At 54.4% G+C, this 14531-nt stretch carries 12 protein-coding genes; 6 read left to right on the top strand and 6 right to left on the bottom strand.

Features of this window, described 5'->3' with window-relative positions; translation table 11 throughout:
- Window positions 1-135: 135 nt before the first annotated feature.
- The 3 genes from def (at window position 136) to NAI64_RS04645 (ending at window position 2206) form a co-directional block, all read left to right on the top strand.
- A complete protein-coding gene (gene def, locus NAI64_RS04655) occupies window positions 136-687 on the top strand; it encodes a peptide deformylase (RefSeq protein WP_269298269.1) in 552 nt (183 codons plus the stop codon).
- Window positions 684-1634, top strand: a complete 951-nt coding sequence (gene fmt / locus NAI64_RS04650) for a methionyl-tRNA formyltransferase (protein ID WP_269298267.1) — start codon at window positions 684-686, stop codon at window positions 1632-1634. The genes def and fmt overlap by 4 nt, the downstream gene beginning before the upstream one ends.
- Before the next feature lie 71 nt (window positions 1635-1705).
- Entirely contained in the window at window positions 1706-2206 is a 501-nt protein-coding gene (locus NAI64_RS04645; protein WP_269298266.1) for an SRPBCC family protein, read from the top strand.
- Window position 2207: 1 nt separating this feature from the next.
- On the opposite strand, the gene NAI64_RS04640 is transcribed toward NAI64_RS04645, so the two are convergent.
- The gene (locus NAI64_RS04640) at window positions 2208-3041 is read right to left on the bottom strand and encodes an aldo/keto reductase (protein WP_269298264.1); all 834 of its coding nucleotides are present in this window, start codon (window positions 3039-3041) and stop codon (window positions 2208-2210) included.
- A gap of 192 nt (window positions 3042-3233) precedes the next feature.
- Here NAI64_RS04640 and NAI64_RS04635 point away from each other — a divergent pair, with 192 nt between their 5' ends.
- Entirely contained in the window at window positions 3234-4496 is a 1263-nt protein-coding gene (locus NAI64_RS04635) for a 4Fe-4S binding protein (protein ID WP_269298262.1), read from the top strand.
- Between the two features lie 17 nt (window positions 4497-4513).
- Here NAI64_RS04635 and clpA read toward each other — a convergent pair whose 3' ends face one another.
- Together clpA and clpS are read right to left on the bottom strand one after the other, a co-directional pair.
- Window positions 4514-6820 (bottom strand): ATP-dependent Clp protease ATP-binding subunit ClpA, encoded by a 2307-nt coding sequence (gene clpA / locus NAI64_RS04630; RefSeq protein WP_269298260.1) that lies wholly within the window; start codon window positions 6818-6820, stop codon window positions 4514-4516.
- Window positions 6817-7125, bottom strand: coding sequence for an ATP-dependent Clp protease adapter ClpS (gene clpS / locus NAI64_RS04625; RefSeq protein ID WP_269298258.1), 309 nt, complete (start codon window positions 7123-7125; stop codon window positions 6817-6819). The genes clpA and clpS overlap by 4 nt, the downstream gene beginning before the upstream one ends.
- Before the next feature lie 324 nt (window positions 7126-7449).
- Here clpS and cspE point away from each other — a divergent pair, with 324 nt between their 5' ends.
- Both cspE and NAI64_RS04615 read left to right on the top strand, forming a co-directional pair.
- A complete protein-coding gene (gene cspE, locus NAI64_RS04620) occupies window positions 7450-7653 on the top strand; it encodes a transcription antiterminator/RNA stability regulator CspE (protein ID WP_269264898.1) in 204 nt (67 codons plus the stop codon).
- 132 nt (window positions 7654-7785) lie between these two features.
- A complete protein-coding gene (locus tag NAI64_RS04615) occupies window positions 7786-8499 on the top strand; it encodes a pseudouridine synthase (RefSeq protein ID WP_269298256.1) in 714 nt (237 codons plus the stop codon).
- Between the two features lie 3 nt (window positions 8500-8502).
- Here the strand turns inward: NAI64_RS04615 and lpdA are convergent, their stop codons facing one another.
- The 3 genes from lpdA to aceE all read right to left on the bottom strand — a co-directional run bounded on the left by lpdA (window position 8503) and on the right by aceE (window position 14324).
- On the bottom strand, window positions 8503-10212 hold the full coding sequence (lpdA, locus tag NAI64_RS04610; RefSeq protein ID WP_269298254.1) for a dihydrolipoyl dehydrogenase: 1710 nt from the start codon (window positions 10210-10212) through the stop codon (window positions 8503-8505).
- A gap of 33 nt (window positions 10213-10245) precedes the next feature.
- On the bottom strand, window positions 10246-11559 hold the full coding sequence (gene aceF / locus NAI64_RS04605; protein ID WP_269298252.1) for a dihydrolipoyllysine-residue acetyltransferase: 1314 nt from the start codon (window positions 11557-11559) through the stop codon (window positions 10246-10248).
- A gap of 71 nt (window positions 11560-11630) precedes the next feature.
- Window positions 11631-14324 (bottom strand): pyruvate dehydrogenase (acetyl-transferring), homodimeric type, encoded by a 2694-nt coding sequence (gene aceE / locus NAI64_RS04600; protein ID WP_269298250.1) that lies wholly within the window; start codon window positions 14322-14324, stop codon window positions 11631-11633.
- Between the last annotated feature and the right edge of the window lie 207 nt (window positions 14325-14531).

Below are 14531 nucleotides of genomic sequence, written 5' to 3'. Positions count from 1 at the left end.
CTTTTGGTTTTGGCGCATATGCCCATATCCCGAAAGGAAACGGCAATATGCAAAATAACCATTCCACCCGGATTCTGCACAGAAAATTTTCTGCTGACAAGATTTCCGGACCGACAGTTGTTCCCGACTAGACTCATGGCCCGTTTACCGATTCTGCGCTACCCCGATCCCCGTCTTTTGAAGCCTTCCAGTCCTGTCACCCGGTTCGATGCCGACCTGAAGGCTCTGGTTCAGGATATGGCACAAACCATGTACGAGGCTCCCGGCGTCGGTCTGGCAGCACCACAAATCAATGTCCACAGACAGATCGTCGTCATCGATGTATCGGAAAAACGGGATGAACTGCGCGTGTTCATTAACCCGGAAATCATCGGCGCCAGCGAAGAAAAAAAACGGTTCGAGGAAGGCTGTCTCTCCCTGCCCGGCATTTACGATGAAATCGAGCGTCCGGCACAAGTCAGGGTACGCGCCTTCGATACGGACGGCAACAGCTTCGAAACCGATGCAGAAGGATTGCTCGCCGTCTGCATCCAGCATGAAATCGACCATCTCAAGGGACGCGTATTCGTTGATTATCTCTCGCCGATGAAACGCAACCGCATCAAGAAAAAACTGCTCAAGGAAGAACGCGAGCAGAAAAAAACGACATCCGGGACAAAAGGGCAACATCAGGGGAAAAAACGATGAAAACAGTATTTGCCGGCACACCGGAATTCGCCGCAGTGGCACTGGACGCGCTCATCCGTGCCGGCCACCGGATCGAACTGGTTCTGACCCAACCGGACCGACCCGCCGGACGCGGCATGAAATTGCAGCCTTCAGCCGTCAAGAAACTGGCACTGGCACATGGACTACCTGTCGAACAACCGCTATCCCTGCGTCTGGACGGCCGGCACGGCGACGAAGCCAAAAAAGTCCATGAACGCATCGCGCAAATCGCTCCCGATGTCATGGTCGTGGTCGCCTACGGCCTCATCCTGCCCAAAGACTTCCTGTCGCTGCCCAGACACGGCTGTCTGAACATCCATGCATCGCTGCTCCCGCGCTGGCGTGGTGCAGCGCCGATCCAGCGCGCCATCGAAGCCGGCGACAGCCTGACCGGCGTATCCATCATGCAAATGGAAGAAGGTCTCGATACAGGCCCCGTTCTGGTCAGTGCCTCACTGCCGATCACGCAAGACTGCACTGCATCCGTTTTACACGACCGGCTGGCAAAAATGGGAGGCCAACTGATTCTGTCGGCATTGCAGGATATCGAACAGGGACGCGCCAGCTTTACGCCACAACAGGACAATGACGCGATTTATGCAGCGAAAATCCGCAAGGAAGAAGCTGCGCTGGATTTCAGCCAGCCTTGCACAGCTATCGCAAACAAAATCCGCGCATTCAACCCGTTTCCGGGCTGTCTGGCGCGATATGGCGATGTTCCGGTCAAAATATGGAACGCGACCGCCACCGATTGCCCTGCCGGTATGAAAGCCGGCAAAATCCTGTCTGCAGATGAAAACGGCATTGTCGTGGCATGCGGGCAAGGCGCCATCCGTATTCACGAATTGCAAAAACCCGGCGGCAAACGGCTTGCCGCCTCGGAATTCATCAAGGGTTTTTCGCTTGAAAACGGGTATTTCGACTAGTTTGCACCGACGACGCGTCATACAGGCCAAAACGGTTTTCTGCGACCATCCACCAACCGATACCTATTCACATGAAATTCGAACATCTGATCGAAATCAACAACTTTGACAACCCGGCAGCCGACAGACTCAACCGTGAACAACTGTGGTACGGACTGCTGTTGAGAGTAAGGGAACCGACACTGTTCATCCCACACATGGATGCATGCGACCTGACCGAAGTCTCGGAAAACGTCGTTACACGCGTTCTCGATTTCGGAAAATTCAAGGTCAACGACAGGGTCGAACTCGTCCCCATGCAAAAATTGCGCTTCCATGTGCCGGCGCAAGGCGAAATCATCGAATCCCGTCTCGAAATCTCGATTGACGAACCTTTCCCGGGACGGTTCTTCGTCCGTTTCATCTACGAAGATGACGCACTCGACGAAGGTCCGGAAGCCATGTACAACGACTTCCGTCGTTCGGCCTACAAGGAAACCGACGTCGATTCGATCCGCATCATCCGGCAATTCGCCGCGCAAGGCCTGCTGGACGGCCCTGCGAACGGCAAGGATATATCCCGGCTGTCGTGAATTACAGCACGTCCAGGGGCATTTTGTGATCGGGCGGCGGGAAAATACCGTCAAGTTCAGCCAGCACTTGCGTATCGAGCACGATATCCCAGGCCTTGCGGTTTTCCTCGACGCGCTTGACACTGGATGTTTTCGGAATCGGTACCGTTCCCTGATGCAGCAGCCATGCCAACGCAAGCTGTGCCGGTGTGATCGACAATTCCTGCGCGACACGCTTGAGTCCCGGGCTCTTCAGAAGACGCGTCTGGTAAAGGGGTGAGTACGCCATGACAGCAATATTGCGTTTCTGCATCCATGGCATCAGATCCCATTCGATTCCGCGCGATGCCAGGTTATACAGCACCTGATTGACGCAAATATTGCCGTTATCGTACTGTGCAGCTTCCTGCATGTCGTCCAGATCGAAGTTCGACACGCCGTAAGCCCTGATCTTGCCGTCGGCCAGCAGTCTTTCCATGGCTTCGAATGTTTCATCCAGCCCATATCCGCCGCGCCAGTGCAACAGATACAAATCGATATAATCCGTATTCATGCGCTTGAGACTGCGTTCGAATGCCGCGATCGTTCCACGACGGCTGGCATTGCCCGGCAATACCTTGCTGACCAGAAACACCTTGTCGCGCCGTCCGGCAATGGCTTCCCCCGTCACCTTTTCGGCACCGCCCGAAGCATACATTTCGGCCGTATCGATCAGCGTCATGCCCAGATCGATCCCGCGTTGCAGTGCGGCGACCTCGTCCTTTTTCGCCATTGACGATTCACCCATGAACCATGTTCCCTGACCCAGGGTCGGCATCGTGATACCATTCGGCAAGGTAATAACATGTGAAGGCATAGTACTTTCCTGAATAAACGTTTATCAATCCGGATACGGCAAACCGGCATTTTCCGCCCCGGAAAGCCGAAACCGTACCCACAATATGGCGTTCATTATTGCATCGAGACTCCGTCAAGGACAAGAACCCCGGCATACTGATCGCAGAAAGTGACCGATAACAACAGCACTGGCAAAACGGTATTCCATGACATGAAATCATCCCTTTTGGCACGCTTCGGAGACGCACTGGAACGTCATGGCGCTCTGATTGCATTCATCCAGTGGACGATGGTACTGCTCTACGGCCTGTTGCTGCTGGTACCGCTCGTATCCCCTTCGCACGATACGTCGCGTGTCGCCCGGGTCATATTCTGGGGAATCGGCTGGCCGCTGATCATATCGAGCGTCATGCTCTCCGGACGTTTCTGGTGCGGCCTTTTCTGCCCGGACGGTACGCTGACCGAATTCGCCAGCCGGCATGGCAAAAAACGCTCCATCCCGCGCTGGATACGATGGAAAGGTTGGCCATGTACCATGCTGGCACTCACCACACTGTACGGACAGGCCACCGGATTCCAGAACCACTTCCATACCACACTGGTTTTGCTGGGAATCCCGACCGTGTTCGCGCTGGTAACCGGCTATCTGTACGGAAACGGCAAACGCATCTGGTGCATGTACCTGTGCCCCGTCAACGGTCTTTTCGGCATGCTGGCAAAACAGGCCCCCCTCCACTTTCGTGTGGACAAGGAACAATGGGCAACATTTGCCGGAACACCCAAACGGATCAATTGTGCCCCGCTCATCAATATCCGCCAGATGCAAAGCGCTTCTGCCTGTCATGCCTGCGGCCGTTGCAGCGGCTATCGCAACGCGGTCAGACTCGCAGCGCGACATCCTGCACAGGAACTCCTGTCGGCCGACAGTCATTCGATCGACAATGCCGATCTGTTCCTCCTGCTCTGGTGCATGGCCGGTATCTGCACCGTCTCGCTTGCATGGCCGGAAAGCTTCTGGTACCGGCTGTACATGGAAACCATCCTGTCGGCCGGACTGCCTTTCGATACTGTCTTTCCATGGTGGCTGGCCGAAAGTCCGGCAGCCTTGTACCGCCTTTTTCTGATCGCGGCCGGTGGGACACTGCTCGGCACGGTTCTTTACGGAATGCTTCGTCTGGCAGGCAGGCTGGCAAACCTGCCATCATGGAAACCGCTGGCGCTGTGTCTGATTCCGCTGGTGGGCTGGGGCCTGTTTTCGGGAATTTGCCATATCAGTTTCTCCGTCTGGCAGGAATACGGTCTCTGCGCTATCTGGTACCGTACATTTGAATGGTGCATACTGGGATTTGCCAGCGCCGGTTCTTTATGGCTCGGCATGAAAAACATCCTGCCATACCGCGCGCCGGCACGTCTGGCAGCACTGGCGCTGTACGGCCTGTCCGCCCTGTTGCTGGATCTGGTCTGGCTGGTATAGCGGCTGACGCCGGCCGTCTATTCCAGTTCCAGCACCCTGTTTTCCGGTTCGTCGCGCGCGTGTGCCGGCGTTTCAGGAAATGACAGCCTGATCTCTCCCTTTTCATCAAGATCGACCGTAACGGCACCGCCATCGACGAGACGTCCGAACAACAACTCATCGGCCAGCGCTCTCCGGATCAAATCCTGTATCAGGCGCAACATCGGACGTGCGCCCATCAGCGGATCGAACCCCTTTTGCGCCAGCATCCTGCGCAAAGCATCGGTAAAGACGACCTCGACTTTCTTTTCATGCAACTGTTCTTCCAGCTGCATCAGGAACTTGTCCACCACACGCAGGATGATGGCTTCGTCAAGCGGTCTGAAACTGATAATGGCATCCAGACGATTACGGAATTCCGGCGTGAACAGACGTTTGATATCAGCCATTTCATCGCCCGCCTGACGACTTCCGGTAAACCCGATCGACGCTTTCTGGAGGCTTTCCGCACCCGCGTTGGTCGTCATGATGATAATGACATTGCGGAAATCGGCTTTCCTTCCGTTATTGTCGGTCAGCGTGCCATGATCCATCACTTGCAACAGGATGCTGAAAATATCCGGATGCGCTTTTTCGATTTCATCGAGCAGCAATACGGCATGCGGTTTACGGGTGATCGCCTCTGTCAGCAAGCCTCCCTGATCGAAACCGACATATCCCGGCGGAGCACCGATCATGCGACTCACGGCATGGCGTTCCATGTACTCGGACATATCGAAACGGATCAGTTCAATCCCCAGCGCAAAGGCAAGCTGGCGCGCCACTTCGGTTTTCCCGACACCCGTCGGTCCGGAAAAAAGAAATGCGCCGATCGGCTTGTCCTGCTTGCCGAGTCCTGCACGTGCCATCTTGATGCTGGCTGCCAATGCCTCGATCGCTTTATCCTGCCCGAATACGACATTTTTCAGGTCACGTTCCAGATTCTGCAATTTGGCACGATCATCCTGATTGACGGACTGCGCGGGAACACGGGCGATCCGTGCGATGATTTCCTCGATTTCAGCCTTGCCGATCGTTTTTTTCTGTTTCGATTTCGGCAAAATCCGCTGGGCGGCACCTGCTTCGTCGATCACATCGATCGCCTTGTCCGGCAAACGCCTGTCGTTGATGAAACGTGCGGACAATTCCGCTGCCGTCGTCAAGGCAGCCACGGAGTATTTGACCTTGTGATGTTCCTCGAAACGGGATTTCAGGCCACGCAGAATCTGCACCGTCTGTTCCACCGTCGGCTCGTTGATATCGATTTTCTGGAAACGCCGCGCCAATGCATGGTCTTTTTCGAACACATTGCGGAATTCGACAAAAGTGGTTGCACCGATACATTTGAGCTGTCCGCCGGACAAGGCTGGCTTGAGCAGATTGGAAGCGTCAAGTGTACCACCCGACGCGGAACCTGCTCCGATAATAGTATGGATTTCGTCAATGAAAAGAATTGCACCCGGATTTTCCCCGAGCTGCTTCAATACCGCTTTCAGACGCTGTTCGAAATCACCACGATATTTCGTCCCGGCCAGCAGCGCTCCCATATCGAGCGCATACACCACGGCATCCTGCAAAACGTCGGGAACCGTCTTCTGAGTGATCCGCCATGCCAGTCCTTCGGCTATCGCCGTCTTGCCGACACCCGCCTCACCGACCAGCAAGGGATTGTTCTTCCTGCGACGGCACAAAACCTGAATGACGCGGTCGATTTCTTCCTCGCGTCCGATCAGCGGATCAATCCTGCCGGCAGAAGCCTCGAGATTGAGATTCTGGGTATAAAGTTCCAGCGGCGACTCCCTGGTCTGTGCGGGATCGCCACGCGTTTCCTCCGCACCTTCCGTCTGCTTGGCCGGTTCCTGCTGCGTATTCTTGCGCACGCCATGCGAAATGTAATTGACCACATCCAGACGGGTCACTCCCTGCTGGTGCAGGAAATAGACGGCATGTGAATCCTTTTCTCCGAAAATGGCGACCAACACATTGGCGCCGTTGACTTCCTTTTTGCCATTGGACGAGGATTGCACGTGCATGATGGCACGCTGGATGACTCGCTGGAAACCCAGTGTCGGCTGGGTATCCACGTCAGCCGTTCCGGGAACCACCGGCGTATTGTCCCTGATGAAATCGCCCAGCATTTTCCTGAGATCATCCAGATTGGCGTTGCATGCCCTGAGCACATCCGATGCGGACGGATTGTCCAGCAATGCCAGCAGCAAATGCTCGACGGTAATGAATTCATACCGCGCCTGACGCGCCTCGACAAAGGCGGTATGCAAACTGACTTCCAATTCCTGCGCAATCATGCTTCCTCCATTGTGCACTGCAACGGGTGTCCTTCCTGGCGTGCATGCCGGATAACCTGTTTTACTTTCGTACTGGCGATATCCCGCGGAAAAATGCCGCATACACCTTTTCCTTCGTGATGCACCTTGAGCATGATCCGCGTCGCCATTTGTGTATCCTTGTGAAAATATTCCTGCAATATGAAAATCACGAAGTCCATCGGCGTAAAATCGTCATTCAACAGGATCACCTTGTACATCGGTGGCGGTTTCAGAACCGTTTCTTCCCTTTCGAGAAGCGTTTCGTTTCCCTGTCGTGTCACCATCGTTTCAACTTTATATGACTCAATAATATTTTCCTGTGCGCATGCGCAAGCACAGGTTCGATGATACGTGTTTTTGCTATTTCATGCAGCCGGCATGCCACCGGTCAGCCGTTTGCATCCCGAATTTTGGCCCCCCTCAAAAAACCTGTTTTTTTTGGGAAAATCGCTTGACTTTGCCTATCTTTACGCCAACAATGGTTCTGTTGATAAGGGCTTGGTCCCGCTTTTGTCAGCGATAAAAAAAACAAAAGGACTGGTTCGGATCAAATTCCATTTTATCCGATGGTTTCGTGAGTAAATGCATTTATAGAAAGACCCTTTTTTATGGCAACTGGTACAGTCAAGTGGTTTAACGATTCTAAAGGCTTCGGCTTTATTACCCCGGAAGACGGAGGCGAAGATTTATTCGCTCACTTTTCCGCAATTAACATGAGTGGCTTCAAAACCCTGAAGGAAGGCCAGAAGGTTCAGTTTGAAGTTACCCAGGGCCCTAAAGGCAAACAGGCATCCAACATCCAGTCCCTGTAATCCCAGTCATTGGATCAAGCCGGAAAAGCCCCGCTTCACGCGGGGTTTTTTCTTGCATATCACCCCGGCGAATGGTACCACGCCGTTTTTCAGGCCCGGCAGCGCAAATTCCTGTACACTGTCCAGATGTACATGACACTGGAAAAAATATTGCAAAGCCAAGGGTTCGGCAGCCGAAAATACTGCCGTGCCCTGATACTGGATCATCGGGTTTCGATTCATGGCAAACCATGCACCGACCCGAACGCCTCTTTTGAAACGACCGGTCTGGTATTTTCTCTGGAAGATCGAAACTGGACATACCGGGACAAACTGTATCTGGCGCTGCACAAACCCGCCGGTTATGAATGCTCGCACCAGCCGCAACACCATCCAAGCGTGTTTTCCCTGTTACCGCAACCGTTCATCCGGAGAGGCCTGCAATGCGTGGGCAGGCTTGATCAGGATACCACCGGCCTGCTGCTCCTGTCTGACGACGGCAATTTCATCCACCGGTACACGTCACCACGCAAAAACATCCCCAAGACCTATCATGTCACGACCGTCCACCCTGTGGACGACGGACTGATTTCCCGACTGAAAAACGGCGTGACGCTGCGCGACGAAAACATTGTCACCCGCGCGCTGCATTGTCAGGCGAATACGCACCGTCAGGTCACGCTGGTCATCGCGGAAGGCAAATACCATCAGGTCAAACGGATGATCGCCGCTGCGGGTAACCGGGTAGAGAACCTGCATCGCGCCGCCATCGGCGGATTTTCGCTGGATGTATCCCTTCCCGTCGGACACTGGCGCTTTCTCGATGAAACCGATCTGGCATCGCTCGACACACCAGGCACAATGTGAACGTCATCCCCCTTTTCGTTTCGGAATGAAAAGATCCGTAATCGTTCCAAGCCCTGCTTCCGCCGCCATCATGACTGTTTCCGACAGCGACGGATGCGGATGGATTGTCAGCGCGATATCGTCCAGATCGGCTCCCATTTCCAGCGCCAGTGTCATTTCCGAAAGCAGCTCGCCGGCATGTACACCGGTCACTGCCGCGCCCAGCAAACGCCCTGTTGTCTTGTTCCATAACAGCTTGGTTCGCCCGTCCTGCCTCCCCATCGCCAACGCACGCCCGGAAGCACTCCAGGGAAATACGGACTTTTCATAATCAATTCCCAGGCTGCGTGCCTCGCGTTCAGTCAGCCCCATCCATGCCACCTCCGGATCGGTATAGGCTACCGAAGGTACCGTCATGGCATCGTACTCCGTCTTGAGTCCCGCGATCGCTTCAGCGGCCACCCGCCCTTCATAACTGGCCTTGTGCGCCAGCATGGGTTCTCCGCAAATATCCCCGATGGCATAAATATGGGAAACATTCGTTTGCTGTCGCCGGTTGACGGCAATGAAACCGCGATCATCCACCTTGACACCTGCCGCTTCCGCTCCCACTGCCTTGCCGTTCGGTACCCGACCGACGGCCACCAGTACCCGGTCGAAGACCTGCGGTTCCGCCGGTGCGTTTTTTCCTTCGAACGTCGCCCTGAGCTGATGTCCGGATACTTCCAGTTTCTTGACCCGCGTATTCGTCAGGATCGCTTCATAACGCTTGCCTATCCGTTCCTGCAAGGGGCGTACCATATCCGGATCAGCCGATGCGATCAAGTCGCCGGAAAGTTCCGCGACCGTGACTCGCGAACCCAGTGCATCGTAAACACAGGCCATTTCCAGTCCGATAATGCCGCCACCGATCACCAGCATACGCTGCGGAATATCGTCCAGCCGCAACGCGCCGGTGGAATCGACCAGTGCCGGATGGCCGTACGGAAATCCCGGCAACTTCACGGCAGACGAACCGGCAGCGATGATGGCGTTCGAAAACTTCACTTGCCACTTGCCCTGCGAGCCCGATACCGTCATGCCATGCGCGCCCGAAAATGTCCCGACACCATGCAAGACCGTTATTTTCCTTGCAACCGCAAGCCCTGACAGTCCTTCGGTCAATTGATCGACCACTCGCTGTTTCCATTGCCGCAACTTCGCAATATCGATTTCCGGTTTGCCGAAACGGATGCCGCAAGCCGCCATCCCCTGCGCACCGGTGATGACACCGGCAGCATGCAACAATGCTTTCGACGGAATGCAACCGACATTCAGACATACTCCGCCCAATACCGGATAACGTTCGACCAGTACGACTTTCTGCCCGAGATCGGCTGCACGAAAAGCTGCCGTGTACCCGCCAGGTCCCGCGCCGAGCACCAGCGTATCGCATTCGATCGACATAACTTTTTCCGTGGCCGTATTTGCGGAAACGGCTATTGTCTTTCCGGCATCCTCCACATCCAGCAACAGCAATAACGAACCCTCCGATATACGGTCGCCCAGCCTGACTTTCATTTCCCGGACGATACCTGCCTGCGGCGACGGAATTTCCATACTCGCCTTGTCGGATTCCACCAGCACCAGCGACTGGTCACGTGCGATCTTCTCTCCCGCGGCAACCATCAGTTCGATGACTTCCACATCCCTGAAGTCGCCGATATCCGGCACACGTACTTCCACTGTCTTCATTTTCCGTATCCTTTCCGGTACTCCATCAACTCGCTATAACAGGGTTTCTTTCATATCGGAAAGCACCTTCGCCAGATACGTCGCAAACCGTACACCCTGTACACCATCGATCACGCGATGGTCGTATGACAATGACAGTGGCAGTATCAGCCGTGGCCGGAACTGCTCGCCATCCCAAACCGGCTGTGTCGTAATACGCGACAACCCGACAATCGCCACTTCAGGCGCATTTATCAACGGGGTGAAATACGTTCCGCCGATACTGCCCAGCGATGTAATGGTAAAGCTGGCACCTTGCATATCGGACGGATTGAGTTTACCTTCCCGTGCAAGCGACGAAAGCTGTGTCATTTCACGGGCGATCTGTATCACTCCTTTCCTGTCGGCATCGCGGATGACCGGAACCACCAGACCTTGTGCGGTATCGGTGGCGAAACCGATATGGTAATAACGCTTCAAAATCAGATTTTCGCCGGTCGCATCCAGCGAAGCATTGAATTCCGGATATTTTTTCAGCGCTGCCACACAAGCCTTGACCACGAAAGCCAGCACCGTCAGCTGGATATCTTCCTGACGGTATCTGCCATTGACTGATTTCCTGAAGGCTTCCAGCTCGGTCACATCCGCCTGTTCATACTGCGTTACATGGGGAATCATGACCCAGTTACGATGCAAATTGGGACCGCTGATCTTTTTGATACGCGACAACGGCTGCAGTTCCGTTTCGCCATACTGGCTGAAATCCAGCGATGGCCAAGGCGGCAAATTCATGACATTGTCGAAACGGTTTGGCGACCCCTCACGATTGAGCAAGGCACGGACATATCCCTGAACATCCGTCTTCATAATGCGTTCTTTCGGTCCCGTTCCGCGTACATGTCGCAAATCCACACCCAGCTCGCGTGCATATTTTCTGACTGAGGGAGAAGCATGCGGAAGAGCACCTTGCGCACGCGCGGCTTTCGTATCGTCCACCGCATGTCGCAGTCCGTTGTCCTGTGAAAGAGGAGATACCACGGAAACGGCGTCTTCCCGCCATTGCATTTCCATCCCCGCCTTTTTCCCGTTATCCGGCACATCACCGACATCGGCCGCCGCTTCTCCATCGTCTTCCACGTCGAGCAACAGCAATAACGAACCCTCCGATATACGGTCGCCCAGCCTGACTTTCATTTCCCGGACGATACCTGCCTGCGGCGACGGAATTTCCATACTCGCCTTGTCGGATTCCACCAGCACCAGCGACTGGTCACGTGCGATCTTCTCTCCCGCGGCAACCATCAGTTCAATAACTTCCACATCCCTGAAGTCGCCGATATCCGGCACACGCACTTCCACTGTCTTCATTTTTCGTATCCTTTCCGGTTTGTATGCATCAACATCCAGCCTCGTTCGACCTCATGCGCATGCCATACCGTTTACATGATGATCGGATTCGGTTTTTCGCTGTCAAGACCGTATTTGCCGATGGCTTGTGTCACCGTTTCAGCCGGAATATCACCCGCCTTGGACAAGGCATCCAATGCGGCGACGGTGACGTAATACCGGTCAATCTCGAAAAAGCGCCGCAAGTTGGCACGTGTATCCGACCTGCCGAAACCGTCCGTGCCCAGCACAGTATAGGAACGGCCTTCCGGTATATATGCCCGTATCTGTTCCGCAAACAGCCTGACATAATCCGTGGCGGCAACGATCGGCCCGGAAGTTTTCGCCAGACATTCCGTGGCATAGGGTACTTTCTGTGTTTCTTCCGGATGCATCATGTTCCAGCGAGTGATTTCATTGCCTTCGCGCGCCACCATCGTAAACGAAGTGACGGACCAGATATCGGCCGCGACGTTCCAGTCATCCCTGAGCAATTCGACCGCGGAAAGCATTTCATGCGTGATCGCACCGGAACCCAGCAACTGCACACGATGCCGCAATGCTTTCTCGCCTTCCTGCAACAGATACATTCCCTTGATGATGCCGTCTTCCTGTCCGGGTTTCATGCCGGGTTGCGGATACGATTCGTTCATGACGGAAATATAGTAAAAAACGTCTTCCTGTTCGCCGACCATACGCCTGACACCATCCTGTATGATGACGGCCACTTCATGCGCAAACCCCGGATCGTAGGGCATGCAATTCGGGATGGTGGCGGCAAATACATGGTTCTGCCCATCCTCATGCTGCAAGCCTTCCCCGTTGAGTGTCGTCCGCCCTGCCGTCCCACCGATCAGGAAACCTCTGGCCATCATGTCGGCAGCTGCCCACATCAGATCGCCGGTTCGCTGGAAACCGAACATGGAGTAATAGGTATAAAACGGCAACATGATGCGGTTGTTCGAAGAGTATGATGTCGCCGCTGCGATCCATGATCCCATACCGCCCGCTTCGGTAATCCCTTCCTGCAAAATCTGTCCCGATTTGTCCTCGCGGTAATACATGACTTCATCCGAATCGACCGGTTCGTACAACTGACCTTTCGGATTGTAAATACCGATTTGCCGGAACAAGCCTTCCATACCGAACGTTCTGGATTCATCGACCATGATCGGCACGATCCGCCGTCCGGTTTCCTGCGTCCTGAGCAAAATACCGAGCGCACGGACATATGCCTGTGTCGTGGAAATCGAACGTCCCGGGTGTGTCGGCTCCAGCAGCGCATCGAATGCAGACAACGGTGGAACCGGCAACCGTTCATCGGCCTTCTGGCGACGATGCGGCAGATAACCGCCCAATGCCTTGCGTCGTTCATGGAGATAAACCATTTCCGGCGCATCTTCCGGAGGCTGGTAAAACGGTATCTCGTCGAGCCGTTCATCGGGAATCGGCACACCAGCACGATCACGCAATGTCCGGATAGTACGGTCATCGAGTTTCTTGACCTGATGGGCGATATTCAATGCCTCGCCTGCATCTCCCATCCCATACCCCTTGACCGTCTGGCACAAAATGATCGTCGGCTGTCCGGTATGCTCCTGGGCAGCCTTGTACGCGGCATATACTTTTTGCGGATCGTGTCCGCCACGTGACAGACGCCACAATTCATCGTCCGACATGTTTTTGACCATTTCCAGCAATCTCGGATCCTTGCCGAAAAAGTGTTGCCGGACATAGGCACCGTCTTTTGCCTTGTAACTCTGGTATTCCCCGTCGACCGTTTCCATCATGACTCTTTTGAGGACATTGTCGCGGTCACGCGCGAGCAATTCATCCCAGTCGCTGCCCCAGATCACCTTGATGACATTCCAGCCGGCCCCTCTGAAATCCGCTTCCAGTTCCTGAATGATTTTGCCGTTTCCGCGAACCGGTCCGTCAAGACGCTGCAAATTGCAGTTGACCACCATAATCAGATTGTCGAGCGATTCACGCGAGGCAAGACTGATCGCACCTTTCGCTTCCGGCTCATCCATTTCGCCGTCGCCGCAGAATACCCAGACCTTGCGTCCCGTCGTATCCGAAATACCTCGCGCATGCAGATATTTCAGGAAACGTGCCTGATAAATGGCCATCAGCGGCCCCAATCCCATGGAAACCGTCGGGAACTGCCAGAAACCGGGCATCAGCCTGGGATGCGGATACGACGACAAGCCATTGCCGCCGACTTCACGCCGGAAATGCTCCAGCTGTTTTTCCGACAATCGTCCCTCGATAAAGGCACGTGCGTAAATCCCCGGTGAGGAATGCCCCTGAAAATACACCAGATCACCGTCGAACTCTTTGGTCGGTGCACGCCAGAAATGGTTGAATCCGGTACCGAACATGGTGGCGACCGACGTGAACGAAGCGATATGTCCACCCAGATTGTCGCCATCACGGTTCGCCCTGACCACCATGGCCATGGCGTTCCATCGCATCCATGCTCTCAACCGTGCCTCATAGGCCATATTGCCGGGAGAGCGTTGTTCACGATCGGGGGGAATAGTATTGATATAGGCCGTATTGCTGGAAAAGGGAAGATTGATGCCCTTTTGCCTGGCGACATCGGCCATGCGCTCCATCAGATAATGCGCCCTTTCCGGCCCTTCGTTTTCGATCACGGAATGCAGTGCTTCTATCCATTCCGATGTTTCCTGCTCATCCGGATCCTGGTAGTGAATGAAAACATCATCCTGCTGATTCGCCATAAACTCCTCCCTGTGTCGAGAAACGGAACGAAAACCGAAAAAAGCAAGCCTTTGAAAAAATGATAAACCATAAATCCGTCACGCCTGCCCGGACACAGAGAAAAAGTGATCGCTTACACAGATACCAAACAAAAACCGTGCAACCCCTTCATAAAATACGTATTTTCGTGTAGCGTATAGGGTTTACTTGCTGTCAAGTGCAAGAAA

The organism is Oxalobacter paeniformigenes, assembly GCF_027158465.1.
GTDB lineage: Bacteria > Pseudomonadota > Gammaproteobacteria > Burkholderiales > Burkholderiaceae_D > Oxalobacter > Oxalobacter paeniformigenes.
The sequence above is the reverse complement of the archived record's forward strand: the minus strand, read 5'-3'. Positions and strand labels throughout refer to the sequence as shown.